The sequence below is a fragment of the Enterobacter cloacae complex sp. HYC003_NIDB genome (assembly GCF_056673375.1).
This window is the reverse complement of sequence record NZ_CP114220.1, coordinates 4332381-4358262: the sequence shown is the minus strand read 5'-3', so window position 1 is coordinate 4358262 and position 25882 is coordinate 4332381. Positions and strand designations below refer to the sequence as shown.

The window sequence follows — 25882 nt, the reverse complement described above, 5'->3', positions numbered from 1 at the left end:
ATTTGTTGCTTACAGAAGTGTGAATGCTGCCAGAAAAAAGGGCGCTGAAACCAGAATTGCTTCACAGATAGCGGAATTGTTCACATTACGATATAACTAAAACAATAAGTTATGCCCACTGCGTTAACGAAGAGGTGGAGAATGTTAGATAAAATTTGTCAGCTCGCACGGGATGCGGGTGATGCCATTATGCAGGTGTACGACGGTGCGAAACCGATGGATGTTGTCAGCAAAGCGGATGACTCCCCGGTGACGGCGGCGGATATCGCGGCGCATGCGGTGATCCTGAAAGGTTTGCAGGCCCTGACGCCGGATATTCCGGTCCTTTCTGAAGAAGCGCCCCAGAGCTGGGATGAACGTCAGCACTGGCAGCGTTACTGGCTTGTCGACCCGCTGGACGGCACGAAAGAGTTTATCAAGCGTAACGGTGAATTCACCGTCAACATCGCCCTGATTGAAAAAGGAAAAGCGGTGCTTGGCGTGGTTTACGCCCCGGTGATGAAAGTAATGTACAGCGCGGCGGAAGGTAAAGCCTGGAAGGAAGAGTGCGGCGTGCGTAAGCAGATCCAGGTGCGTGATGCTCGTCCTCCGCTGGTGGTGATCAGCCGCTCGCACAGTGACAGCGAGCTGGAGGAGTATCTGCAACAGCTGGGTGAACACCAGACGACGTCGATTGGCTCGTCGCTGAAGTTCTGTCTGGTGGCGGAAGGGCAGGCGCAGCTGTACCCCCGTTTCGGGCCGACGAACGTCTGGGATACGGCGGCAGGGCATGCGGTGGCGGCGGCCGCTGGCGCGCATGTGCATGACTGGCAGGGTAAGCCACTGGACTACACCCCGCGCGAGTCATTCCTGAATCCGGGCTTCCGGGTATCACTTTACTGAGTCAGTAGCTTATGCAGCAGGGCAACCACCTGCTGCACCTCATCCTGCGTCAGCGCGCCGTCTTTAACCCACTGTACGCGACCGTTTTTGTCCAGCACGACAATCGCTGAACTCTCTTCTTCCAGCTGCCACGCCTTACGCGTCACGCCGTTGCTGTCGACAATAAACTGCGACCAGGGATAGAGCTTCTTATTGCTCTCAAGGCTTGAGCGCACAAACATCCCGGAGCCGGGAATCGCGTCGTCGGTGTTCACGATGGTGGTGGTCTGGTAGCGATCGTGCGGGAGTTTTGCGGCTTTGATCGCTTCCACGAGGGTGGCATTTTTCTCTTTAGCGGATGTACGTCCGGCAATATGTTGTACAACTCTCACTTTGCCCGCAAGCTGCGCGCTATTCCAGGCTTTATAGCTAAACTTATCATTGTCGAGAATCAATTCTCCCCGGTCAGCAATGCCGACCGGCGGGACACGTTGTCCTTTTTCAATGTTGTGTGCGGAAGCCATCAGCGGCAGCAACAGGCAAGCTGCTGCCAGGAGGTTACGTAGGGTCATGGTGTTTCCTTATTGTTAGCAGGTGATCCGACCACTTGGTCATGCGCTTTTAATCATAAGTGCGATCAATAGGCTTTTCCCGCAATCCCGATGCCAGTTTGCGGGCGAACGCACATATCCATGCAAAAACGACGGCATATACTGCGCTGTATCACGCTTTGCAAAGATTATTCTGAATAATTGTAATCAAACGGTAAATAAACTTATGCACACTGGGTAAGTACGAGGTTCTGGTCTATAGTCATTGGGCATCAAAATTTGCGCTCAGGACAGTCGGGCCGATTGTGGCACCGCAAGAGCGTATGATTCGCAGGAGATACAAGAATGAAAATTTTCCAACGCTACAACCCGCTTCAGGTGGCGAAGTACGTGAAGATCCTGTTCCGTGGACGGTTGTACATCAAGGATGTTGGCGCTTTTGAGTTCGATAAGGGCAAAATCCTTATCCCAAAAGTGAAGGACAAACAGCACTTGTCTGTGATGTCCGAAGTCAACCGTCAGGTTATGCGTCTGCAAACTGAGATGGCTTAACCAACGTGCTATGCAGTAGTAGTTAAAAAGACGGCTCCCGATGGGAGCCGTTGATGTTTGTAGCCGTAGTTTCAAATATATTCATTTACTGGATATTTCACGTAATCATTCTGTGATGCGGATAGATTTCACCCTTTTATTAAGTGAATCTAAATTTACTTTTTAGTGTGTAACTGTTGATACAGGACAATAAAGGATTAACTGTATATTGGTCTTTTCTCGTTACGCAGGAACAATGGTTATCTCACTTTGAAAAAGGAGTTTAATGATGGCTATTCCTGCTTATTTATGGCTGAAGGATGATGGTGGTGCGTTAATTAAGGGGGCTGTAGATGTTAAAGGAAGAGAGTCGAGTATAGAGGTTAATGGTTTTTCACATAACGTATCAATTCCTACTGATCCATTGACAGGAAAAATTACAGGAACAAGGAAACATTCAAGCATCATTTTTTTGAAAGAGTTTGATTCCTCGTCTCCCTATCTATTTAAGGCCGTTTGTACAGGCCAAAAATTAATAAGCGCAGAGTTTAAATGGTATCGTATTAATGATGCCGGGCAAGAAGTTGAATATAACAATATGCTTTTGGAGAACGTTACTATTGTTGGGGTTTCACCAATAATGCATGATACTAAAGATGTATTAAAGGAGAAGCATAACCATCTTGAATGTGTAGAAGTACGTTATGAAAAAATCACTTGGAAACATTGTGACGGAAACCTGCTTTTTTCAGATAGCTGGAATGAAAGGGGTAAACAATGAGATATCCGGTAAGTGCAGTGAATCCTCATCTTCCCTATGATATATCTTCCTTCTCCCCCGTAGGAGTATCAGTTGTAAGCAACATGATGATAGCTCGTTTTCACCGTGGTCCATCAGCGTTAACATATCTTTGGTTTTACAAGCAGGTTCGAGGGCATGGCCCCTGGGATTATAAAAATCAATTAGGCAGGCAATACGAAAATTTCGGCAACTTTCATTATGGAGCGGTGGGTATTGCTGCTGGTATAAAACCTGAGATATTGCTACGAGGTGCAGGTATCGCTCAAATTCTGGCGGGAACGAGTTCTCCTGATTTTGAGAACTATCAAGGACCAGATCCTCATGGCGATGATCCTACAGATCAAACATGGATTAGAGCGGGGATAGACTATGCTCAGCGTGCTGGTTTCTAGGAAGAAAATATATATATTACTCGCAATCCTGATCTCTTCCTATGGCATATGGCGTGCTGTTGATGAGTTTCTCTATATCGAGCAAGACATTATTCGTAAAGAAAATATCGGGAAGGTTTCTGTACTGTATATTACAGAAAGCAATGCGGGAGCTACGACTTCGAATGTATACAAATATTATCTGGCGTCGTCAAAAAAATCGGAAGAAGCTTTTTTAGGCGATGTCAGGAACGGGTATGCTCCATTTCTGATAACTACGGATCCTGAAGCAAAAGTAGAGAGTAAAGAAAACGCTTTATATATCACAGTCAGTGGAAAAATTTATCAATTTAGCAATATATCTTACTCGACGTTTATCTATTTGAATTCATCACCTTTTTAAAAGTTAGGGTGAATCTCGGAGGGTAAAAGAAAGGGCAGCTCACCGCTGCCCTTCATAAATTACGCCGACACCTTCTCTTCCGCATCCGGCAGTTTCGGCACCAGCACGGTCGGTTTGCTATCAATACGCGTTACCAGCAGCTGGTCGATGCGGTAGTTATCAATATCCACCACTTCAAACTTGAAGCCGGAGAACTTCACCGAGTCGGTACGTTTCGGGATTTTACGCAGCATAAACATCATAAAGCCGCCGATGGTCTCGTAGTTGCCGGACTGCGGGAACTCGTCAATGTCGAGTACGCGCATGACGTCTTCAATCGGCGTACCGCCATCGATGAGCCATGAATTTTCGTCACGCTGAACAATCTGCTCTTCCAGCCCCTGGCCGACCAGGTCGCCCATCAGGGTCGTCATAACGTCGTTGAGGGTGATAATGCCCACCACCAGCGCGTATTCGTTCATGATCACCGCGAAGTCTTCCCCGGCGGTTTTGAAACTTTCCAGCGCTTCGGAGAGCGTCAGGGTGTCCGGCACTATCAGGGTGTTGCGGATCTGCACGCCGCTGTTCAGCGCCAGACTCTGGTTTGCCAGCACGCGGTTCAGCAGGTCTTTGGAGTCCACATAGCCGATGATATGGTCGATATCTTCGTTACAGACCAGGAACTTGGAGTGCGGATGCTGCGCCACTTTGGTCTTCAGGCTCTGCTCGTCTTCATGCAGATCGAACCAGATGATGTTTTCACGGCCGGTCATGGAGGAAGGCACGGTACGGGATTCCAGTTCGAAAACGTTCTCAATCAGCTCGTGCTCCTGCTTACGCAGCACGCCTGCCAGCGCCCCGGCTTCCACCACCGCATAAATATCGTCGGAGGTGATGTCGTCTTTACGCACCATCGGCAGCTTGAAGATGCGGAAAATGACGTTCGCCAGGCCGTTAAAGAACCACACCAGCGGACGGAAGACATACAGGCAGAAGCGCATCGGGTTGATGATACGCAAAGCCACAGCTTCTGGCGCAATCATACCGATGCGTTTCGGGGTCAGGTCCGCGAATAAAATGAACAAGCCGGTGACCAGGGAGAAGGAGAGGATGAAGCTCAACTGCTCGGCCAGCTCTACGGACATGTACTTAACAAAGAGGCTATAAAACGCCGGAGAAAACGCTGCATCGCCCACGATACCGCCAAGGATGGCGACCGCGTTCAGGCCAATCTGCACCACGGTAAAGAACATGCCGGGGTTTTCCTGCATTTTCAGAATGCGTGATGCGTTGATGTTGCCCTCGTCGGCAAGCAGCTTCAGTTTGATTTTACGGGAGGCAGCCAGCGAGATCTCCGATATCGAGAAAAATGCACTGACGGCAATAAGACAAAGTATTACTAAAATACTGTTTAACATAGTTTATCCGGCTTCTCGCCAGATCCTCAGAAGGGGAGTTGATACCATTCGTGTGAAGACACATTGAACTCAGCTCGTAGCGTTGAGCCGATTATTTCAGCGGTAGTATAGCGTAAAGACGTGTAAACCTGCCAGAGGTCACGTTTTCGGCAAAACGTGGCGGGAGGGAGAGGCTGTGCGCCACGCGGCTCGCGTGGCGCTGATGCAGTAATCAGGCCTGCTGGGGAGGCAGGCAAACGCCAATGCCGCCGATACCGCAGTAGCCGTACGGATTTTTATGCAGGTACTGCTGGTGGTCGTCTTCGGCATAGTAGAACGGTTTCGCGGTAGCGATTTCCGTCGTGACCTGACGTTTATCACCGGCCGCCTGCATCGCTTCCTGGAAACGTGTCAGGCTGGCGTGGGCGGCGGCCTCCTGCTCTGGGGTGAGCGGGTAGATGGCCGAACGGTATTGGGTGCCGTGATCGTTACCCTGACGCATGCCCTGCGCCGGGTCATGGTTTTCCCAGAACACCTGGAGCAGCTGTTCATAGCTAATGACGCTCGGGTCATACACCACACGCACCGCTTCAGCATGACCGGTCTCACCGGAACAGACTTCGCGGTAGGTTGGGTTAGGCGTATATCCTCCGGTGTAGCCCGCAGCGGTGCTGTACACGCCCGGCAGTTGCCAGAACAGGCGTTCTACGCCCCAGAAGCAGCCCATGGCAAACAGGGCGATCTCCATTCCATCAGGAACGTTTGTCATTGAATGGTTGTTTACGGCGTGTAATGTTGCCACTGGCATAGGGGTGTTGCGTCCCGGTAACGCATCGGCTTGTGATACCAGATGCTTTTTATCGAATAAACTCACGGTGGGGCCTCCCGGGTAGCGTTGTTTCGGTTAAGGTTGTCACGAAGCGTTTAATTGAACACAATAAATGCGATGAATGAGTCTAGATTTAATCATAAGAAATATTTGGGTGTTACACCCTTTTTCAACCTGTAATTTGGGTTTTTGGCTTTCAGGCCGTATTTTGCCGCGGAGCGGCACTGCATTTGCTTCCAGGGTGGAAACAGGGATATTCAGGAGAAAACGTGACAAAGATCCGCCAGTTATGTTTAGTCAGTTTAATGCTGACCAGCGGGATTGCCAGCGCGGCGAATGTCCGTTTGCAGGTTGAGGGGTTATCCGGGGCGCTGGAAAAAAACGTGCGTGCGCAGCTTTCTACCATCCAGAGCGATGAGGTCACGCCGGATCGGCGTTTTCGCGCGCGCGTGGATGACGCCATCCGCGAAGGCTTAAAGGCGTTGGGGTACTACGAACCCACCATCGATTTCGATTTACGCCCGCCGCCGGCGAAAGGACGCCAGGTGTTGATTGCCCGCGTCTCGCCGGGCGAACCCGTCCTGATTGGCGGCACGAACGTGGTGTTGCGCGGCGGTGCGCGCACCGATCGGGACTACCTGGATCTGCTCAGCACCCGTCCGAAAGTGGGCACCGTGCTCAATCACGGGGATTACGATCGTTTTAAAAAATCCTTAACCAGTGTTTCGCTGCGCAAAGGCTACTTCGACAGCCGGTTCAACAAAAGCCAGCTGGGCGTTGCGCTTGAGCGACGTCAGGCATTCTGGGATATCGATTACGACAGCGGCGAGCGCTACCGGTTTGGCGATGTGACCTTCGAAGGATCGCAAATCCGTGACGAGTATCTGCAAAATCTGGTGCCGTTTAAAAAGGGCGACTACTACCAGTCCAGCGACCTGGGCGAGCTGAACCGTCGTTTGTCCGCGACGGGCTGGTTTAACTCCGTGGTGGTAGCGCCGGAATTTGATAAATCCCGTAAAACGAAAGTGTTACCGCTGCATGGCGTGGTCTCTCCGCGCACCGAGAACACCATTGAGACCGGTGTCGGCTACTCCACGGACGTCGGCCCGCGCGTGAAAGCCTCGTGGAAAAAACCGTGGATGAACTCCTACGGCCACAGCCTGACCACCAGCGTCAGCCTGTCTGCGCCTGAACAGCAGCTGGACTTCAGCTATAAAATGCCGCTGCTGAAAAATCCGCTTGAGCAATACTACCTCGTGCAGGGCGGCTTTAAGCGTACCGATTTGAACGATACCGAGCAGGACTCGACGACGCTTGCGGTATCACGCTTCTGGGATCTCTCCAGCGGCTGGCAGCGCGCCATTAACCTGCGCTGGAGCCTCGACCACTTTACCCAGGCAAACGTCACCAACACCACCATGCTGCTTTATCCGGGCGTGATGATCAGCCGTACCCGCTCGCGCGGTGGCCTGATGCCGACCTGGGGCGATTCTCAGCGCTACTCCATCGATTACTCCAACACCGCCTGGGGCTCCGACGTAGACTTCTCCGTCTTTCAGGCGCAAAACGTCTGGATCCGCACGCTGTACGACAAACACCGCTTTGTGATGCGCGGTAATCTCGGCTGGATCGAAACCGGTGACTTCGAACGCGTCCCGCCGGATCTGCGCTTCTTCGCCGGGGGCGACCGCAGCATTCGCGGGTATAAGTACAAATCGATCTCACCTGAAAACGACAAAGGCCAGTTGACCGGGGCGTCAAAACTGGCGACTGGCTCGCTGGAGTACCAGTACAACGTCAGCGGCAAGTGGTGGGGAGCGATGTTCGTTGACGGCGGTGAAGCGGTGAACGATATCCGCCGCAGCGATTTCAAAACCGGCGCGGGCGTAGGCGTGCGCTGGCAGTCACCGGTCGGGCCCATCAAGCTCGATTTCGCCGTTCCGGTGGGCGACAAAGACGAACACGGTTTACAGTTTTACATCGGTCTGGGGCCTGAATTATGAGTTTATGGAAGAAGATAAGCCTCGGGGTACTGATTTTTATCGTATTACTGCTCGGTACGGTGGCGTTTCTGGTGGGCACCACCACGGGCCTGCATTTGCTGTTTAACGCCGCGAACCGCTGGGTGCCGGGGCTGGAAATCGGCCAGGTAACGGGCGGCTGGCGCGATCTGCGCCTGAAAAATATCCGTTATGAACAGCCCGGCGTGGCGGTGAACGCGGGCGAGTTTCATCTGGCGGTCAAGCTCGGCTGCCTGCGGGACAGCCAGCTATGCGTAAACGATCTGTCGCTAAAAGACGTTAACGTGGCGATAGATTCCAAAAAAATGCCGAAGTCCGAGCCTGTCGAAGAAGAGGACAGCGGCCCGCTGAACCTCTCCACGCCGTACCCGATTGCGCTTTACCGGGTCGCGCTGGATAACGTGAATATCAAAATCGACGACACGACGGTATCCGTAATGGATTTCACCTCTGGTCTGCGCTGGCAGGAGAAAAACCTCACTCTGACCCCAACCTCCCTGCAAGGGCTGCTGATTGCGCTACCGAAGGTGGCCGACGTGGCGCAGGAAGAGATCGTCGAGCCGAAGATCCAGAACCCGCAGCCGGAAGAAAAACCGCTGGGCGAAACGCTGAAAGATCTCTTCTCGAAACCGGTTCTGCCGGAGATGACCGACGTGCATCTGCCGCTGAACCTCAATATCGAAGAGTTTAAGGGCGAGCAGTTGCGTCTGACCGGCGATACCGATCTGACGGTCTTCAACATGCTGCTTAAAGTCAGCAGTATCGACGGCAACATGAAGCTCGACGCGCTGGATATTGATACTAACCAGGGGTCGGTCAACGCCTCAGGCAATGCGCTGCTGCGCGACAACTGGCCGGTAGATATTACGCTGAACAGCGCCCTGAACATCGATCCGCTGAAAGGCGAAAAGGTGAAGGTGAAAGTCGGCGGCGCGCTGCGCGAGAAGCTGGAGTTCGGCGTGAACCTCTCCGGCCCGGTGGATATGGTGCTGCGCGGACAAACCCAGCTGGCAGAGGCCGGTTTACCGCTCAACCTTGAGGTTGTCAGCAAGCAGCTTTACTGGCCGTTCACCGGCGAAAAACAGTTCCAGGCTGACGATCTGAAGCTGAAGCTGAGTGGCAAAATGACCGACTACACGCTGTCGTTCCGCACGGCAGTGAAGGGGCAGGGGGTACCGCCCGCCGATATCACCCTGAATGCGAAGGGTAACGAGTTGCAGGTTAACCTCGACAAGCTGACCGTGGCGGCGCTGGAAGGAAAAACCGAGCTGACCGCGCTGCTCGACTGGCAGCAGGCGATCAGCTGGCGCGGCGAGCTGAAGCTGACCGGGATCAACACCGCTAAAGAGGTCCCGGACTGGCCGTCAAAACTGGATGGCCTGATCAAAACCCGCGGTAGCCTGTACGGTGGCACCTGGCAGATGGACGTGCCGGAACTCAAGCTCACCGGCAACGTGAAGCAGAACAAAGTCAACGTAGAGGGCTCGCTTAAGGGCAACAGCTATCTCCAGTGGGTGATCCCGGGCCTGCACGTGGCGCTGGGTCGCAACACGGCGGATATTAAAGGCGAGCTGGGCGTGAAAGACCTCAATCTGGATGCCACCATCGACGCGCCAAATCTTGATAACGCCCTGCCGGGTCTTGGCGGCACGGCGAAGGGGTTAGTGAAGGTTCGCGGTACGGTGGAGGCGCCGCAGCTGCTGGCGGACATCACCGCCAATAACCTGCGCTGGCAGGAACTTTCTATTGCCCGCGTACGCGTCGAGGGGGACGTGAAATCCACCGATCAGATCGGCGGAAACCTGGATCTGCGCGTGGAGCGTATCTCTCAGCCGGACGTGAACATCAGTCTGGTCACGCTGGCGGCAAAAGGTAACGAAAAGCAGCACGATCTCCAGCTACGCGTGCAGGGCGAGCCGGTCTCCGGGCAGCTGCACCTGACGGGCAGTTTTGACCGCCAGGCGACGCGCTGGAAAGGCGTGCTGGATAACACCCGCTTCAGCACGCCGGTCGGCCCGCTGGTGCTGTCGCGGTCTGTCGCGCTGGATTACCGCAACGCGGAGCAAAAGATCAGCATTGGGCCACACTGCTGGACCAACCCGAATGCTGAGCTGTGCGTGCCGCAGACCATTGATGCAGGCGCGGAAGGACGCGCGCAGATCAACCTCAACCGTTTCGACCTGGCGATGCTGAAACCGTTTATGCCGGAAACCACCCAGGCCAGCGGGGTCTTCAGCGGTAAAGCGGACGTCGCGTGGGACACCACCAAAGAGGGACTGCCGCAGGGCAGCGTTACCCTCTCCGGGCGTAACGTGAAGGTGACGCAGGAGGTCAATGACGCGCCGCTGCCGGTGGCGTTCGACACCCTGAATGTGAACGCTGACCTGCGTAACAATCGTGCGGAACTGGGATGGCTGATCCGCCTGACCAACAACGGTCAGTTTGACGGACAGGTGCAAATTACCGATCCGCAAGGGCGGCGCAATCTCGGCGGCAACGTCAATATTCGCAACTTCAACCTGGCGATGGTGAATCCGATCTTCTCGCGGGGAGAAAAGGCGGCGGGGATGCTCAGCGCCAACCTGCGTCTGGCGGGGGACGCGCAAAGCCCGCAGCTGTTTGGCCAGATGCGGTTAAACGGTGTGGACATTGACGGTAACTTTATGCCGTTCGATATGCAGCCAAGCCAGCTGGCGATGAACTTTAACGGCCAAAGCTCAACCCTCAGTGGCTCAGTGCTGACGCAGCAGGGACAAATCAACCTGAGCGGTGACGCAGACTGGAGCCAGCTCGACAACTGGCGCGCCCGTATTGCGGCCAAGGGCAGCAGGGTGCGTATCACGGTACCGCCGATGGTGCGCCTGGACGTGTCGCCAGACGTGGTCTTTGAGGCAACGCCGAGTCTCTTCACCCTGGACGGCCGTGTTGACGTACCGTGGGCGCGCATCGTGGTTCACGAGGTGCCGGAAAGCGCGGTTGGCGTCTCCAGTGACGAAGTTATGCTCAATGAAAATCTGAAACCTGTTGAACAGAAGAGCGCTGGCATACCGATCAATAGTAATCTTATCGTGCACGTGGGGAATAACGTGCGTTTGGACGCGTTTGGGCTGAAGGCGAGACTCACGGGTGACCTGAAAGTGGCGCAGGATCAACAGGGACTTGGCCTCAATGGACAAATCAATATTCCTGAAGGGCGCTTCCATGCCTACGGGCAGGATTTGATTGTGCGTAAAGGCGAGCTGCTGTTCTCCGGTCCACCGGATCAGCCGGTACTCAATATCGAAGCGATCCGTAACCCGGAAGCCACCGAAGATGATGTGATTGCAGGCGTGCGCGTGACGGGCTCCGCCGATGAACCTAAGGCAGAGATCTTCTCTGACCCGGCCATGTCGCAACAGGAAGCGCTCTCTTACCTCTTGCGCGGCCAGGGTCTGGATAGCCAACAGGGCGATGGTGCGGCAATGACATCAATGTTAGTCGGTCTGGGGGTTGCACAAAGTGGTCAGGTTGTGGGTAAAATCGGCGAGACGTTTGGCGTAAGCAATCTGGCGCTGGACACTCAGGGCGTGGGTGACTCTTCGCAGGTAGTGGTCAGCGGCTATGTACTGCCGGGTCTACAGGTAAAATATGGCGTGGGGATCTTTGACTCACTGGCTACACTCACGTTACGTTATCGCCTGATGCCTAAGCTATATCTGGAAGCAGTGTCCGGCGTAGACCAGGCACTTGATCTGCTCTATCAGTTTGAGTTTTAGCAATGCGAATATTTGTTTACGGCAGTTTACGAACCAGGCAAGGCAACAGCCACTGGATGACCAACGCCCAGTTGCTGGGAAATTACACAATCGAAAACTACCAGTTGTACAGTCTGGGCCACTATCCAGGCGCGGTTCCGGGGAACGGAACGGTACAGGGTGAGGTTTATCGTATTGATAATGCCACGCTGGCCGAACTTGATGCCTTGCGCACCAGGGGCGGTGAATACGCTCGCCAGTTGATCCAGACGCCTTACGGCAGTGCATGGATGTACGTGTACCAACGTTCGGTCGACGGGTTAACGTTGATTGAAAGCGGTAACTGGTTAGACAGAGACCAGTTCTGAAAACGACAACGCCACCGTAAGGTGGCGTTGTCGTTTTGCGCCGTAGGCCCGTGCAAGCGTAGCGCCGCCGGGCGATACTCCCCAATCGCACGGGTTACCTGGAGCGACAGGCACAAAAAAGCCCCGACGCGCGGGGCTTAGTCTCAGCAGTAAGAATTACTTCTTAGCTGCACGTTCGAAAGAGGCGATGATTTCTGCTTTCGCCGCTTCTGCGTTATCCCAGCCTTCAACTTTAACCCATTTGCCTTTTTCGAGATCTTTGTAGTGCTCGAAGAAGTGGGCGATCTGCGCTTTCAGCAGCTCTGGCAGGTCGTTCACATCTTTAATGTGATCGTACTCTTTGCTCAGCTTGGTGTGCGGTACGGCAACCAGTTTCGCATCTTCACCCGCTTCGTCAGTCATTTTCAGCACGCCAACAGGACGGCAGCGAATGACGGAGCCTGGCTGCAATGGATATGGCGTTGGGACCAGTACGTCAACCGGGTCACCGTCCAGAGACAGAGTGTGGTTGATGTAGCCGTAGTTGCACGGATAGAACATGGCGGTAGACATGAAACGGTCAACGAACAGCGCACCGGTGTCTTTGTCGATTTCGTATTTGATTGGATCTGCGTTGGCCGGGATTTCGATCACAACGTAGATGTCTTCTGGCAGTTCTTTACCCGCAGGGACGTTGAGTAAGCTCATGTCGGTGTCCTTTAAAATGGATGGTAAACAAGTGGCAGGTATTATAGCCAACTGGCGCTGAAAGTCTCCGCCTGTTTTCGTCTTCTCTCCCTCGCGCCTTCACTTTTCAGACCGTTTCCATGACAGGATAATCCATAAACTCAGCCGCATTTTAAATGTTGAAATGAAAGCGATTACAAACTTGTGATTAACGTTTTATTCACTTTTCTGAAGTGTGATGTAACGCAATCCGTAACATATTCCATTGGCTATAGTTCATCCGCGGAACATCTTTTAACCAACAATAACCTACCCTACGAGGACGTTCATATGTGGAAGCGCTTACTTCTTGTTACAGCAGTTTCGGCAGCCATGTCGTCTATGGCGATGGCCGCACCCTTAACCGTTGGATTTTCGCAGGTCGGATCTGAATCTGGCTGGCGCGCCGCTGAAACGAATGTGGCGAAAAGTGAGGCCGAAAAGCGCGGTATTACGCTGAAAATCGCCGATGGTCAGCAAAAGCAAGAGAACCAGATTAAAGCGGTGCGCTCGTTTATCGCTCAGGGCGTGGATGCCATCTTTATTGCCCCGGTTGTCGCCACGGGCTGGGAGCCGGTGCTGAAGGAAGCCAAAGATGCTGAAATTCCGGTCTTCCTGCTCGACCGTTCCATCGACGTAAAAGACAAATCTCTCTATATGACCACCGTCACCGCCGATAACGTGCTGGAAGGCAAACTGATTGGTGACTGGCTGGTGAAGCAGGTGGATGGCAAGCCGTGTAACGTGGTTGAGTTGCAGGGCACCGTCGGGGCGAGCGTGGCTATCGACCGTAAGAAAGGTTTCGCGGAGGCCATCGCCAAAGCACCAAACATTAAGATCATCCGTTCTCAGTCCGGCGACTTCACCCGTAGCAAGGGTAAAGAGGTCATGGAAAGCTTCATCAAGGCAGAAAATAACGGCAAAAATATCTGCATGGTTTACGCCCACAACGACGACATGGTGATCGGCGCCATCCAGGCCATCAAAGAAGCGGGCCTGAAGCCGGGCAAAGATATCCTCACCGGCTCGATCGACGGCGTACCGGACATCTACAAAGCGATGATTGACGGCGAAGCGAACGCCAGCGTGGAGCTGACGCCAAATATGGCGGGCCCGGCATTCGATGCGCTGGAGAAATTCAAGAAAGACGGCACCCAGCCTGAGAAGTTGACCATCACCAAATCCACGCTCTACCTGCCGGACACGGCGAAAGAAGAGTTAGAGAAGAAGAAAAATATGGGCTACTGATCCAGTGAAATTGCCGGGTGGCGCTGCGCTTACCCGGCCTACGATACGCTCTTTTGTAGGCCGGATAAGCGTAGCGTCATCCGGCCTGATGCAGGGGGAAACCATGACCACCGAACAACACCAGGAAATCCTCCGCACAGAGGGCCTGAGTAAATTTTTCCCTGGCGTTAAGGCGCTGGATAACGTTGATTTCAGCCTGCGGCGTGGGGAGATCATGGCGTTGCTCGGCGAAAACGGGGCGGGGAAGTCGACGCTGATTAAAACCCTGACCGGGGTCTATCGCGCCGATCGCGGCGCTATCTGGCTGGAAGGTAACGCCATTTCGCCCAAAAACACCGCGCATGCCCAGCAACTGGGGATCGGCACGGTCTACCAGGAAGTGAACCTGCTGCCAAACATGTCGGTAGCGGATAACCTGTTTATTGGCCGCGAACCCAGACGTTTTGGCCTGCTGCGCCGCAAAGAGATGGAAGCGCGCGCCGCGAAGCTGATGGAATCGTATGGCTTCTCTCTCGACGTGCGCGAACCGCTGAACCGTTTTTCCGTAGCGATGCAGCAAATCGTCGCGATCTGTCGCGCTATCGATCTCTCGGCGAAAGTGCTGATCCTCGATGAACCCACCGCCAGCCTCGATACCCAGGAAGTGGAGATGCTTTTTACCCTGATGCGCCAGCTGCGTAATCAGGGCGTCAGCCTGATTTTCGTGACGCATTTCCTCGATCAGGTTTACGAGGTGAGCGACCGTATAACGGTGCTGCGCAACGGCAGCTTTGTCGGCTGCCGGGAAACCCGCGAGCTGCCGCAGATAGAGCTGGTCAAAATGATGCTGGGCCGCGAGCTCGAGACCAACGCGCTTCAGCGCGCGGGCCGTACGCTGCTGAGCGAAAAACCGATCGCCGCGTTTCACGATTACGGCAGAAAAGGGACCATCGCGCCGTTTAACCTCGAGGTACGCCCCGGTGAAATTGTGGGTCTGGCGGGGCTGTTAGGCTCCGGGCGCACCGAAACCGCCGAAGTCATCTTCGGGATCAAACCTGCCGACAGCGGAACGGCGCTGATCAAAGGCAAACCACAAACGCTACGTTCACCGCATCAGGCGTCGTGCCTCGGCGTGGGCTTCTGCCCGGAGGACAGGAAAACGGACGGGATTATTGCCGCCGCCTCGGTGCGGGAAAACATCATTCTGGCGCTACAGGCCCAGCGCGGCTGGCTGCGTCCGATCCCTAAACGCGAGCAGAACGCGATTGCCGAGCGCTTCATCCGCCAGCTCGGTATACGTACCCCGAGCGCGGAACAGCCCATCGAGTTCCTCTCGGGCGGTAACCAGCAGAAGGTTCTCCTCTCGCGCTGGCTGCTCACCAGGCCGCAATTCCTGATCCTCGACGAGCCCACACGCGGTATCGACGTGGGCGCGCACGCCGAAATCATCCGGCTTATCGAAACGCTCTGCGCCGACGGTCTGGCGCTGCTGGTGATCTCGTCCGAGCTGGAGGAGCTGGTCGGCTATGCCGATCGCGTCATCATCATGCGCGATCGCAGGCAGGTGGCAGAGATCCCGCTGGATAAACTGTCGGTACCGGCGATCATGAATGCCATCGCGGCGTAAGGAGTCAAATGTGATGTCCCGTTCTCTTTCGCAAACTGGCGAAGCGAAGCGCCGCTTCACCTGGCCGACCGGCACGCCGCAAATCGTGGCGCTGCTGCTGGTGCTGCTGGTGGATAGCCTGGTGGCTCCGCATTTTTTCCAGATCGTCGTGCAGGATGGCCGCCTGTTTGGTAGCCCGATCGACATCTTAAACCGTGCCGCGCCCGTGGCGCTGCTGGCGATTGGTATGACGCTGGTCATTGCCACCGGCGGGATCGACCTCTCCGTCGGTGCGGTAATGGCGATTGCGGGCGCCACCGCCGCCTCGATGACCGTCGCCGGGCACAGCCTGCCGGTGGTCCTGCTGGCCGCGCTGGGTTCCGGCGTGCTTGCCGGGCTGTGGAACGGCATTCTGGTCGCAGTGCTCAAGATCCAGCCGTTTGTCGCGACGTTGATTTTGATGGTGGCCGGGCGCGGTGTGGCGCAGCTTATCACCTCCGGTCAAATCGTCACCTTTAACTCCCCGAGCCTGGCGTGGATAGGCAGCGGTAATTTTCTGTTCTTCCCGACGCCGGTGATCGTCGCGCTGGTGACGCTGGTGGTGTTCTGGCTTTTCACCCGCAAAACGGCGCTCGGGATGTTCATCGAAGCGGTGGGGATTAACATTCGGGCCGCGAAAAACGCCGGGGTAAATACGCGGCTGATGGTGATGCTGACTTACGTGCTGAGCGGCGTCTGTGCTGCGATTGCCGGGGTGATCGTGGCCGCCGATATTCGCGGAGCGGATGCCAATAACGCCGGACTCTGGCTCGAGCTGGATGCGATCCTCGCGGTGGTTATCGGCGGTGGATCGCTGATGGGCGGACGTTTTAATCTGCTGCTCTCGGTGGTGGGGGCGTTGATTATTCAGGGTATGAATACCGGTATTTTGCTCTCCGGGTTCCAGCCGGAGCTGAATCAGGTCGTCAAAGCGGTCGTGGTGCTTATCGTACTTATCGTGCAGTCGCCGCGCTTTATCACTCTCATTAAGGGGAACCGCGGTCATGATAAAACGTAATTTGCCGTTAATGATCACGCTGGGCGTGTTCGTGCTGGGGTACCTCTATTGCCTGACCCAGTTCCCGGGCTTCGCCTCCACGCGGGTGATTTGCAACATCCTGACCGACAATGCCTTTTTAGGCATTATCGCCGTCGGCATGACGTTTGTGATCCTCTCCGGCGGGATCGACCTCTCCGTTGGGTCGGTGATCGCCTTTACCGGCGTGTTCCTTGCCAAGGCGATTGGCTTCTGGGGGATTTCGCCGCTGCTGGCTTTTCCGCTGGTGCTGGTCATGGGCTGCGCGTTCGGCGCCTTTATGGGGCTTTTGATCGATGCGCTGAAAATTCCGGCCTTTATCATCACCCTCGCCGGGATGTTCTTCCTGCGCGGCGTGAGCTATCTGGTGTCGGAAGAGTCAATTCCGATAAACCATCCGATCTACGACACGCTCTCCAGCCTGGCGTGGAAAATCCCCGGCGGGGGACGCCTGAGCGCAATGGGGCTGCTGATGCTGGGCGTGGTGGTGATCGGGATCTTCCTCGCCCACCGTACCCGGTTTGGTAACCAGGTTTATGCCATTGGCGGCAGCGCCACGTCCGCGAACCTGATGGGAATTTCCACGCGCAGCACGACTATTCGCATCTACATGCTTTCGACCGGGCTGGCCACCCTCGCGGGGATTGTATTCTCGGTTTATACCCAGGCAGGCTATGCCCTGGCGGGGGTGGGCGTTGAGCTGGACGCCATTGCCTCGGTAGTGATTGGCGGTACGCTGCTCAGCGGCGGAGTGGGGACAGTCCTCGGCACGCTGTTTGGCGTGGCGATCCAGGGGCTGATTCAGACCTATATCAACTTCGACGGCACGCTCAGCTCCTGGTGGACCAAAATCGCCATCGGCATTCTGCTGTTTATTTTTATCGCGCTCCAGCGCGGCCTGACGGTGCTGTGGGAGAACCGCCAGAGCTCGCCTGTTACCCGGGTGAATACATCTTTAACAGAGCGATAACATGCTGAAATTGCTTAAACTCTAAACATTTTCCGGTAGCGGCCGATATTCTTTTTTTATGCCCAGAAATATCTCGCTACCGGAAATAACATCATGCTTAAAACGCTATCGATTCGTACCGGCTTGCTCTCTTTACTGGCCGTTATGACCCTTCTGCTGCTGATTGTCAGCGGCATCGGCATTTATGCCCTTACACAAAGTTCCGCTTCTCTCCAGCGCATCAATCATCTTCAGGGTGAACAGATGGTGCAGCTGAATGCCGGCTATACGCTGATCCTGCGCGCGCGTAACGAAGCGGGGCAGGCCGTCCGCATGATGGAGGTCGGCCTGCTGGACGATGCGGCCAGGGCGGTCAAAACCATTAACCAGGAAGTGGCGCTGGCACAGAAAACGCTGAAGGACGTGATCGGCAGCGGCGTGGCGGATGAGCAGGGGCAAAAGCTGCTGGATAACGTTGCCGCGAGTCTGGCGGTGTACAACCAGCAGGGTATCAGCCCGATGCTGAAAGCCCTGAACGAGCAAAGCGCGGACAGCTATTACGATCTGCTGGAAAACAAGCTGGTCCCGGTGGCGAAGCAGTTTGATAACGATATGCAGGCGTTCCAGGCATGGAGCGAGGCGCGCGGTAAAGCGGAGGTGAGCGCCGTGCAGGCGAGTAAAACCCGCGTGCTGATCCTGATTATCGTCGCGGCGCTGCTGACGGCTGGCATTATCGTGCTGGCCTGGCTGGTGCTGCGCCATATGCTGCTCAAGCCGCTTTCAGCCTCGATTGCCCAGCTGGAACATGTGGCGGCCGGGGATTTAACCCATACCCTGAACGCGCCGGCGAGCCAGGAATTTAATCGCCTTAACGCGGCGATCGAAGGGATGCGCCAGTCGCTGATGGACTCGGTTCTGCGGGTGCGTGACGCCAGCTCGCAGATTGATACCGGCAGCCGCGAGCTGACGGCCGGGAATATGAACCTGGCCCAGCGCACGGAATCCACCGCCACCTCGCTGGAGCAGACGGCCGCCAGCATGGAAGAGATCACCGCCACGGTGAAACTTAACGCCGATAACGCCGAGCAGGCGCACCAGCTGGCGAAGTCGGTCTCCGATACCGCCGATCACGGCAGTGAAATGGTCTGCTATGTCATTGAGAAGATGCGCGACATCTCCGGCAGTTCGGCGCGCATCGCCGATATCCTGAGCGTCATCGACGGCATTGCCTTCCAGACCAATATTCTGGCGCTGAACGCCTCCGTTGAAGCGGCGCGTGCGGGTGAGCAGGGGCGAGGTTTTGCGGTCGTGGCGGGTGAGGTGCGTAATCTCGCCAGCCGCAGTGCTGATGCGGCGAAAGAGATCCGCTCGCTTATCAGCGATTCGCAAACCCACGTGAACGAGGGCAGCGAGCTGGCGCAGCAGGCCGGTGAGACGATGGACGAGATCGCCACCGAAGTACTGCGTATGACCAAACTGATGCGTGAAATTGCGACGGCGTCCCAGGAGCAGAGCCGCGGTATTGAGCAGGTGAATATCGCCGTCAATCAGATGGATGAAACGGCGCAGCAAAATGCGGCGCTGGTCCAGCAATCATCTGCGGCAACTCGTTCCCTGGAGGAACAGTCGCGCGAGCTGATGGAAGCGATGGCTTCCTTCAAGCTGACGATGCAAACGGCCTGAAAAAAAGGGAGCCTGCCTGGCTCCCCTTTTCGTGCGTTACGCGTCCGGGAATTCGCGGATCATGCGTTCAACGTCATCCACCATATGGCGGTTGCCGACGAAGAATGAACGGCGCTGGTGCAGGCTTTCCGGCACGATATCCAGAATACGCTCTTTACCGTCGCTCGCCTTGCCGCCTGCCTGTTCGGCCAGGAACGCCATTGGGTTGCACTCGTACAGCAGACGCAGTTTTCCGTCCGGGTGGCTGGCGGTGCTTGGGTAGAGGTAAATACCGCCCTTCAGCAGGTTACGGTGGAAATCCGCCACCAGCGAGCCGATGTAGCGCGAGGTGTATGGGCGCTGGGTGGCTTTATCCTCTTCCTGGCAGAATTTGATGTACTTCTTCACGCCGTTCGGGAATTTGATGTAGTTGCCTTCGTTGATGGAGTAGGTGTTGCCCTTCTCCGGGAAGCGCATACGCTCCTGGCACAGGCAGAACACGCCCAGGGACGGATCGTAGGTAAAGGCGTGTACGCCGCAGCCGGTGGTGTACACCAGCATGGTGGACGAGCCATACACCACATAACCGGCAGCAACCTGTTTACTGCCCGGTTGCAGGAAGTCTTCTTCCGTCACCGGTGTGCCAACCGGCGTGACGCGACGGTAGATGGAGAAAATGGTACCGACAGAAACGTTAACGTCGATGTTGGAGGAGCCGTCCAGCGGATCCATCAGAACAACGTATTTCGCGTGTTCACACCCTTCGAATACGACGATCTCATCTTCTTCTTCAGAGGCGATACCCGCAACGATGTCGCGCGCGCGCAGTGCAGCTTTCAGTTTTTCATTGGCGAACAGGTCGAGTTTCTGCTGAACCTCACCCTGAACGTTCTCGGCACCGCTGGCACCCAGGATATCGACCAGACCGGCCTTGTTGATATCGCGGTGGATGATCTTAGCGCCCAGCTTTATTGCCGACAGCAAAGCAGTGAGCTCACCCGTAGCATGAGAGAACTCGTGCTGCTTCTCGACAATAAATTCACCTAACGTTTTCATAACACTTTCCCTGCATCTTATGTTGAGTAAAGCGGTTGATGTCCAACAATCTTAACAAACATTCAAATATTAGCGCAGAGGTGAATCGCGCCAGCAAAATACGGATTTACCTGAAATGCGTTTCACAGCCGCTGACATGTGAGTAAAATGTGCGCCACATTGAAGAAGGATAGTGACGTATGCGCATTCATATATTGGGGATTTGTGGCACTTTCATGGGCGGACTGGCAATGCTGGCGCGCTCGCTGGGCCATGAAGTGACAGGTTCGGACGCCAATGTGTATCCGCCGATGAGCACGCTGCTCGAGAAGCAGGGAATTTCTCTGATTCAGGGATATGACGCCAGCCAGCTGGAGCCGCAGCCGGATCTGGTGATCGTGGGTAACGCCATGACCCGTGGGAATCCATGCGTTGAAGCGGTGCTGGAACGCAATATCCCGTACATGTCTGGCCCGCAGTGGCTGCATGATTTTGTCCTGCGCGACCGCTGGGTTGTCGCCGTTGCCGGGACGCACGGCAAAACCACCACCGCCGGTATGGCGACCTGGATCCTCGAAGCCTGCGGCTACAAGCCGGGCTTCGTGATCGGCGGCGTACCGGGGAATTTCGACGTCTCCGCGCGTCTGGGCGACAGCCCGTTCTTTGTGATTGAAGCGGATGAATACGACTGCGCGTTCTTCGACAAGCGCTCCAAGTTCGTGCATTACTGCCCACGCACGCTGATCCTCAACAACCTTGAGTTCGATCACGCGGATATCTTTGACGACCTGAAAGCGATTCAGAAACAGTTCCACCATCTGGTGCGCATTGTTCCGGGTCAGGGCCGCATTATCCTGCCGGAGAACGACATCAACCTGAAGCAGACTATGGCGATGGGGTGCTGGAGCGAGCAGGAGCTGGTTGGCGAGCAGGGGCACTGGCAGGCGAAAAAGCTCAACGCGGATGCCTCCGAATGGGAAGTGCTGCTCGACGGTGAGAAAGTGGGCGAGGTGAAGTGGGGCCTGGTGGGCGAGCACAACATGCACAACGGCCTGATGGCGATCGCCGCGGCGCGTCACGTGGGCGTACTGCCTGCGGATGCCGCCAATGCGCTGGGCTCGTTTATCAACGCCCGTCGCCGTCTGGAGCTACGCGGTGAAGCCCACGGCGTTACCGTGTATGACGATTTCGCGCACCACCCAACGGCCATTCTGGCGACGCTTGCCGCATTGCGTGGCAAAGTTGGCGGCACCGCGCGCATTCTGGCCGTGCTGGAACCGCGTTCGAACACCATGAAAATGGGCATCTGCAAAGACGATCTTGCGCCGTCCTTAGGACGTGCCGACGAAGTCTTCCTGCTGCAACCGCAGCATATTCCGTGGCAGGTGGCCGAAGTGGCAGACGCCTGCATTCAGCCGGCGCACTGGAGTGCGGACGTGGATGTCTTAGCGGATATGGTGGTGAAAGCCGCACAGCCTGGCGATCACATTCTGGTGATGAGCAACGGTGGGTTTGGTGGGATCCATCAGAAGCTGCTGGAAGGTCTGGCGAAGAAAGCCGCGGCCGCAGAGTAAAAAAAAAGCCCGGTGGCGCTTGCGCTTACCGGGCCTACATTTTTTCGCACGACCTTGTAGGCCGGATAAGGCGTTTACGCCGCCATCCGGCGCAAACCCGCACAGATTACTCTTCGTTCTCAGACAGCTCGCGCAGATACTGGAAAATCAGGCGCGCAGACTTCGGCGGCTTATTCCCTTCTTTCTCTTTCTTCGCGTTGCGGATAAGCGATCGCAGCTGCTGGCGGTCGGCATTCGGCCACAGGTTCAGCACTTCAGGTACCGCGTCATCACCTTGGTCGATCAAACGATCGCGGATCTGCTCCAGCTTATGGAACAGCGCAACCTGCTGATTGTGGCGGTTTTTCAGTTTGTCCAGCGCCTGACGGATCGGCTCCACGTCGCGCTGACGCAGCAGTTTACCGATAAGCTGAAGCTGGCGGCGACGTCCTTCTTTCTTGATTTTCTGTGCCAGTTCAATGGCATCACGCAGGTCCTGGTCGAGCGGGATCTTATCCAGCGCGTTTTTACCCAGTTCTACCATTTCTGCGCCAAGCTGTTTTAACTCTTCGGCGTCACGTTTAATTTCACTTTTACTGACCCAGATGATCTCATCATCTTCGTCTTCGATGTCATCACCGGGAACGTCGTCGAGCCAGTCTTCGGGCTGCTTAGTCATGTCAGGCTCCTTAAAAAAAGAGGCTAATGTTACCAGTTAAGACGCGCACTGAAAAACGGTTCTCTGTTAGACTTCACTTAACTCTCTCTTACAGTATGGCATTTGCGATGAAAGTAACCTCACAAGTTGAAGCGCAGCGTAAGATCCTGGAAGAAGCCGTCTCCACCGCGCTGACGCTCGCTTCAGGTAAATCAGATGGCGCCGAAGTGGCGGTCAGCAAAACCACCGGCATTAGCGTGAGCACCCGCTATGGCGAAGTGGAGAATGTAGAATTTAACAGCGATGGCGCGCTGGGGATCACGGTGTATCACCAGAATCGTAAAGGCAGCGCGTCGTCTACCGATCTGAGCCCGGATGCCATCGCCCGTACGGTGCAGGCGGCGCTGGATATCGCGCGTTACACCTCCCCGGACCCTTACGCTGGCGTGGCCGATAAAGAGCTGCTGGCGTTTGACGCGCCGGATCTCGATCTGTTCCATCCTGCGGAAGTGACGCCGGATGAAGCCATTGAGCTGGCCGCGCGAGCCGAGCAGGCCTCTTTGCAGGCTGACAAACGCATCACCAATACCGAAGGCGGCAGCTTTAACAGCCACTACGGCATTAAAGTGTTTGGTAACTCCCATGGCATGTTGCAGGGGTACTGCTCAACCCGCCACTCGCTTTCCAGCTGCGTCATCGCCGAAGAAAACGGCGATATGGAGCGTGATTACGCGTATACCATTGGCCGCGCGCTGGGAGATTTGCAGTCTCCGGAGTGGGTGGGAAAAGCGTGCGCCGAACGCACGCTGTCACGCCTTTCGCCGCGTAAACTCTCCACCATGAAAGCGCCGGTCATTTTTGCCAACGAAGTGGCAACCGGCCTGTTTGGTCATCTGGTGGGAGCGATTGCGGGCGGTTCGGTGTACCGTAAATCGACCTTCCTGCTCGACTCGCTGGGCAAGCAGATCCTGCCGGAATGGCTGACCATCGAAGAGCACCCACACCTGCTGAAAGGGCTGGCCTCTACGCCGTTCGACAGCGAAGGCGTGCGCACGGAACGTCGTGATATCGTGAAAGACGGCATTCTGACCCAGTGGCTGCTGACCAACTACTCCGCGCGTAAGCTGGGGCTGAAAAGCACCGGGCACGCGGGCGGCATTCATAACTGGCGCATTGCCGGACAGGGCCTGAATTTTGAACAGATGCTGAAAGAGATGGGCACCGGCCTGGTGGTCACCGAGCTGATGGGGCAGGGCGTGAGCGGTATCACCGGCGACTACTCTCGCGGTGCAGCGGGCTTCTGGGTCGAAAACGGTGAAATTCAGTATCCGGTGAGCGAAATCACCATCGCCGGCAACCTGAAGGACATGTGGCGCAATATTGTTACGGTCGGTAACGATATTGAAACACGCAGCAATATTCAGTGTGGTTCTGTATTACTGCCGGAGATGAAAATCGCCGGGCAATAATCCTCGTAAAAGCGTGATTAATAATAAAAAAAGGAAGTGAGCAATGCGTAAACACCTGTTAGCGATCGTCGCGGCTTCAACGCTGGTTCTTGGCTCGTCTGCGTTTGCTGCCGATCTCGAAGACAACATGGACATCCTCAGTGAAAACCTGAAGGTGGTGCAGAAAACGGACAATGCGGCGGACATGAAAGACGCATTGACTAAAATGCGTGAAGCCGCGCTGGATGCGCAAAAAGCGACGCCGCCGAAGCTGGAAAGCAAAGCGGCAGACAGCGCCGAGATGAAAGACTACCGCCACGGTTTTGACGTGCTGCTCGGCCAGATTGACGGCGCGCTGAAGCTGGCGAACGAAGGCAAAGTGAAGGAAGCCCAGGCGGCAGCCGATCAGTTTGTCGCGACCCGCAACACGTACCACAAAAAGTATCGTTAATTGGGTGCCTGAGCTGTACGTCCTCTCCCCGTATGCGGAGGCGCATAATGCGCCCCCGCATCGTTGCTCCCTACTTGCCGGAGCGACAATCCATCCGCGCTGTCACTTCAAGCGAGCCGTTACGAAAACGGATCTCGCACAGTGTTTTCCTCGTCACCAGCGTTAAGATGATTATTGTCAAAGAAATAATCATCAAAACCCCGATACTTGGGTTTCTGCGTTTCATGGATGCCTCCTTGCTTTTAAGCGGGCGAGGTAGCGAACTCCACGGTGTGACGTGTCGTTTCGAGCCCCCGCCCTGATTTTTTATCAGGCGGGGCTTTCCACTTTCCGTCCCATGCCTGAGACGGTCAGTCTCAAGCACCCGCCGCCACTCTAGCGGATCCCCATAAGAAAACCTTATCCACGTCACATTTCTACGAGCCTGCTCGTAATCTTTTCCACTTCGCTTACCAGTCTAATGCCGCGTAATAGCGTGATATTCATCACGTAAATCCAGCGATTTATACAGATTCACCGCATTTATGTGGCACAGATCACTGCCGCTGCTCGCCTTTCCACTTCGAAGTGGAAAACAACTCGCTACAAACAATTCCCCCTCGACGTTAGTTTTATTCCAGAGCCATTAACGGGGTAAGACGAGTGATTAACGGAGCGGTAATGAACGACGTTGGGGAACAGGCGGTGCAAACAGAACAGCTCGCGAACACCATGCTTCAGCAGGTCTACGCCCTGCTGGCCCGGCACAACATCATTCCCAACGCGGTACAGGAGCAGATGCTGACCTCCCACGTTCGCGCAATGGCGCACCGGTCCGTGACCGGCGAGCCGCTGCCAGAGGTTGAAGCAGAGCTGTTTGACGAAATTTCACCAGATTCAATGCAACTCGCCCGTGAAGTGGTAGCGCAGTTCGGCAACCTTCCTGATGAAGAGGCCTGGCTGCTCTCCGTTCACTTCGAAGTCGCGAAAGACAACCTTTAAGGAGCAACACATGGAACAGATTACAGTCGTGATTGGCGATCGCCTGGGTAAAGGTCAGAAAGTGGCTGCGGGTGTGGAAAAAGCCGGCGGACGCGCGGTTGTCGTACCGGGCATGGCAGCGGATATGAAGCTCGGTGACGTGATGAAAGCAGAAAACGCCACCTTCGGGATCTCCTTCTGCGGCAGCGGCGGCGCGGGCGCCATCACCGCTCAGACCAAATATGGCTACAAGGCCAAATACGGCATGCGCTCCGTGGATGAGGGGGTGACCGCCATCAACGAAGGCTGCAACGTGCTGGGCTTTGGCTTTATGGATAAAGAAGAGCTGGGCGAGCGTCTGGTACAGGCGTGGCAGAAGAAATACGGCGCGTAAGCATGAAAGAACAGTTCACAACCACGGTGAGAGTGAAGGGGAAGGGCGACGCCAAAGCGCGCGCCTTTGCCGACGCCCTCAACCACGTTCAGGCTGCGGTGATGAAAGCCTCACCGCATATCTTACTGCGTATTGAGCCACAGGATGTGCAGGTTGTTCAGGCGCAAGAAGCGGTGCGAAAAGAAGCGTTTCTGTTCTTCTTTTTGCGCCGGGAAAGACGCACCTACAGCGTGGAGCTGGATGTGACCGTCAACGTGACCGCCATCAATCTCGACCAGGTGGATTTCGTCACGCAACGCTGATTATTCATAA

Annotated in this window: 26 protein-coding genes; 19 read left to right on the top strand and 7 right to left on the bottom strand. The window is 55.4% G+C overall.

Annotated features, from left to right (window positions below; translation table 11 throughout):
- Positions 1-141 precede the first annotated feature (141 nt).
- On the top strand, positions 142-882 hold the full coding sequence (gene cysQ / locus O1722_RS20850) for a 3'(2'),5'-bisphosphate nucleotidase CysQ (RefSeq protein WP_015572488.1): 741 nt from the start codon (positions 142-144) through the stop codon (positions 880-882).
- On the opposite strand, the gene O1722_RS20845 is transcribed toward cysQ, so the two are convergent.
- A complete protein-coding gene (locus O1722_RS20845; protein WP_017383934.1) occupies positions 876-1433 on the bottom strand; it encodes a YtfJ family protein in 558 nt (185 codons plus the stop codon). The genes cysQ and O1722_RS20845 overlap by 7 nt on opposite strands.
- A 324-nt stretch (positions 1434-1757) precedes the next feature.
- On the opposite strand from O1722_RS20845, the gene O1722_RS20840 reads away from it, so the two are divergent.
- From O1722_RS20840 to O1722_RS20825, 4 genes are all read left to right on the top strand, one after another.
- Positions 1758-1964 (top strand): DUF1107 domain-containing protein, encoded by a 207-nt coding sequence (locus tag O1722_RS20840; RefSeq protein ID WP_003856054.1) that lies wholly within the window; start codon positions 1758-1760, stop codon positions 1962-1964.
- Between the two features lie 268 nt (positions 1965-2232).
- A complete protein-coding gene (locus tag O1722_RS20835) occupies positions 2233-2724 on the top strand; it encodes an Hcp family type VI secretion system effector (RefSeq protein ID WP_033487883.1) in 492 nt (163 codons plus the stop codon).
- Positions 2721-3137, top strand: coding sequence for a polymorphic toxin type 44 domain-containing protein (locus tag O1722_RS20830; RefSeq protein ID WP_071887066.1), 417 nt, complete (start codon positions 2721-2723; stop codon positions 3135-3137). Before O1722_RS20835 ends, O1722_RS20830 begins: the two co-directional genes overlap by 4 nt.
- The gene (locus O1722_RS20825) at positions 3115-3519 is read left to right on the top strand and encodes a hypothetical protein (RefSeq protein ID WP_033487884.1); all 405 of its coding nucleotides are present in this window, start codon (positions 3115-3117) and stop codon (positions 3517-3519) included. The genes O1722_RS20830 and O1722_RS20825 overlap by 23 nt, the downstream gene beginning before the upstream one ends.
- A gap of 59 nt (positions 3520-3578) precedes the next feature.
- Here the strand turns inward: O1722_RS20825 and paeA are convergent, their stop codons facing one another.
- A complete protein-coding gene (gene paeA, locus O1722_RS20820; protein WP_006810357.1) occupies positions 3579-4916 on the bottom strand; it encodes a polyamine export protein PaeA in 1338 nt (445 codons plus the stop codon).
- A gap of 211 nt (positions 4917-5127) precedes the next feature.
- A complete protein-coding gene (msrA, locus tag O1722_RS20815) occupies positions 5128-5769 on the bottom strand; it encodes a peptide-methionine (S)-S-oxide reductase MsrA (RefSeq protein ID WP_006810351.1) in 642 nt (213 codons plus the stop codon).
- A 224-nt stretch (positions 5770-5993) separates the two neighbouring features.
- Here msrA and tamA point away from each other — a divergent pair, with 224 nt between their 5' ends.
- The 3 genes from tamA to O1722_RS20800 are packed head-to-tail and all read left to right on the top strand — an operon-like array spanning position 5994 to position 11847.
- Positions 5994-7727: an autotransporter assembly complex protein TamA gene (tamA, locus tag O1722_RS20810; protein WP_017694656.1), complete on the top strand. Its 1734-nt coding sequence runs from the start codon at positions 5994-5996 to the stop codon at positions 7725-7727.
- A complete protein-coding gene (gene tamB / locus O1722_RS20805) occupies positions 7724-11500 on the top strand; it encodes an autotransporter assembly complex protein TamB (RefSeq protein WP_033487885.1) in 3777 nt (1258 codons plus the stop codon). The genes tamA and tamB overlap by 4 nt, the downstream gene beginning before the upstream one ends.
- Positions 11501-11502: 2 nt before the next feature.
- Positions 11503-11847, top strand: a complete 345-nt coding sequence (locus O1722_RS20800; RefSeq protein ID WP_017383925.1) for a gamma-glutamylcyclotransferase family protein — start codon at positions 11503-11505, stop codon at positions 11845-11847.
- 156 nt (positions 11848-12003) lie between these two features.
- On the opposite strand, the gene ppa is transcribed toward O1722_RS20800, so the two are convergent.
- On the bottom strand, positions 12004-12534 hold the full coding sequence (gene ppa / locus O1722_RS20795; protein WP_006810347.1) for an inorganic diphosphatase: 531 nt from the start codon (positions 12532-12534) through the stop codon (positions 12004-12006).
- 309 nt (positions 12535-12843) lie between these two features.
- On the opposite strand from ppa, the gene ytfQ reads away from it, so the two are divergent.
- From ytfQ to O1722_RS20770, 5 genes are all read left to right on the top strand, one after another.
- Entirely contained in the window at positions 12844-13800 is a 957-nt protein-coding gene (ytfQ, locus tag O1722_RS20790) for a galactofuranose ABC transporter substrate-binding protein YtfQ (RefSeq protein ID WP_017383924.1), read from the top strand.
- A gap of 103 nt (positions 13801-13903) precedes the next feature.
- Positions 13904-15406 (top strand): galactofuranose ABC transporter, ATP-binding protein YtfR, encoded by a 1503-nt coding sequence (gene ytfR / locus O1722_RS20785; RefSeq protein WP_045907038.1) that lies wholly within the window; start codon positions 13904-13906, stop codon positions 15404-15406.
- Positions 15407-15416: 10 nt separating this feature from the next.
- Positions 15417-16442 (top strand): galactofuranose ABC transporter, ATP-binding protein YtfT, encoded by a 1026-nt coding sequence (ytfT, locus tag O1722_RS20780; RefSeq protein WP_017383922.1) that lies wholly within the window; start codon positions 15417-15419, stop codon positions 16440-16442.
- Positions 16429-17430 carry a galactofuranose ABC transporter, permease protein YjfF gene (gene yjfF / locus O1722_RS20775; RefSeq protein WP_017383921.1) on the top strand — a complete coding sequence of 334 codons (1002 nt, stop codon included), beginning with the start codon at positions 16429-16431 and terminating at the stop codon, positions 17428-17430. The genes ytfT and yjfF overlap by 14 nt, the downstream gene beginning before the upstream one ends.
- A gap of 93 nt (positions 17431-17523) precedes the next feature.
- The gene (locus O1722_RS20770) at positions 17524-19092 is read left to right on the top strand and encodes a methyl-accepting chemotaxis protein (RefSeq protein WP_015572503.1); all 1569 of its coding nucleotides are present in this window, start codon (positions 17524-17526) and stop codon (positions 19090-19092) included.
- A 36-nt stretch (positions 19093-19128) separates the two neighbouring features.
- Here O1722_RS20770 and fbp read toward each other — a convergent pair whose 3' ends face one another.
- Positions 19129-20127, bottom strand: a complete 999-nt coding sequence (gene fbp / locus O1722_RS20765) for a class 1 fructose-bisphosphatase (protein WP_003856070.1) — start codon at positions 20125-20127, stop codon at positions 19129-19131.
- 179 nt (positions 20128-20306) lie between these two features.
- On the opposite strand from fbp, the gene mpl reads away from it, so the two are divergent.
- A complete protein-coding gene (gene mpl / locus O1722_RS20760; RefSeq protein WP_033487887.1) occupies positions 20307-21680 on the top strand; it encodes a UDP-N-acetylmuramate:L-alanyl-gamma-D-glutamyl-meso-diaminopimelate ligase in 1374 nt (457 codons plus the stop codon).
- Between the two features lie 106 nt (positions 21681-21786).
- Here mpl and yjgA read toward each other — a convergent pair whose 3' ends face one another.
- Complete coding sequence (gene yjgA, locus O1722_RS20755) at positions 21787-22338, bottom strand: ribosome biogenesis factor YjgA (RefSeq protein ID WP_017383918.1); 552 nt, start codon at positions 22336-22338, stop codon at positions 21787-21789.
- A 95-nt stretch (positions 22339-22433) separates the two neighbouring features.
- Here yjgA and pmbA point away from each other — a divergent pair, with 95 nt between their 5' ends.
- Positions 22434-23786 (top strand): metalloprotease PmbA, encoded by a 1353-nt coding sequence (gene pmbA / locus O1722_RS20750; protein ID WP_015572506.1) that lies wholly within the window; start codon positions 22434-22436, stop codon positions 23784-23786.
- Between the two features lie 43 nt (positions 23787-23829).
- A complete protein-coding gene (gene cybC / locus O1722_RS20745; protein WP_032652320.1) occupies positions 23830-24216 on the top strand; it encodes a cytochrome b562 in 387 nt (128 codons plus the stop codon).
- A gap of 70 nt (positions 24217-24286) precedes the next feature.
- Here cybC and O1722_RS20740 read toward each other — a convergent pair whose 3' ends face one another.
- Entirely contained in the window at positions 24287-24442 is a 156-nt protein-coding gene (locus O1722_RS20740) for a Hok/Gef family protein (protein ID WP_017383916.1), read from the bottom strand.
- A gap of 416 nt (positions 24443-24858) precedes the next feature.
- On the opposite strand from O1722_RS20740, the gene O1722_RS20735 reads away from it, so the two are divergent.
- Genes O1722_RS20735 through O1722_RS20725 form a run of 3 tightly spaced genes read left to right on the top strand, consistent with a single transcriptional unit; the run spans position 24859 to position 25872 of the window.
- The gene (locus O1722_RS20735; RefSeq protein ID WP_026080657.1) at positions 24859-25197 is read left to right on the top strand and encodes a PRD domain-containing protein; all 339 of its coding nucleotides are present in this window, start codon (positions 24859-24861) and stop codon (positions 25195-25197) included.
- A gap of 10 nt (positions 25198-25207) precedes the next feature.
- On the top strand, positions 25208-25570 hold the full coding sequence (locus tag O1722_RS20730; RefSeq protein WP_006810339.1) for an SFCGS family glycine-rich protein: 363 nt from the start codon (positions 25208-25210) through the stop codon (positions 25568-25570).
- A 2-nt stretch (positions 25571-25572) separates the two neighbouring features.
- The gene (locus tag O1722_RS20725; RefSeq protein ID WP_006810338.1) at positions 25573-25872 is read left to right on the top strand and encodes a DUF4312 family protein; all 300 of its coding nucleotides are present in this window, start codon (positions 25573-25575) and stop codon (positions 25870-25872) included.
- Positions 25873-25882 lie beyond the last annotated feature (10 nt).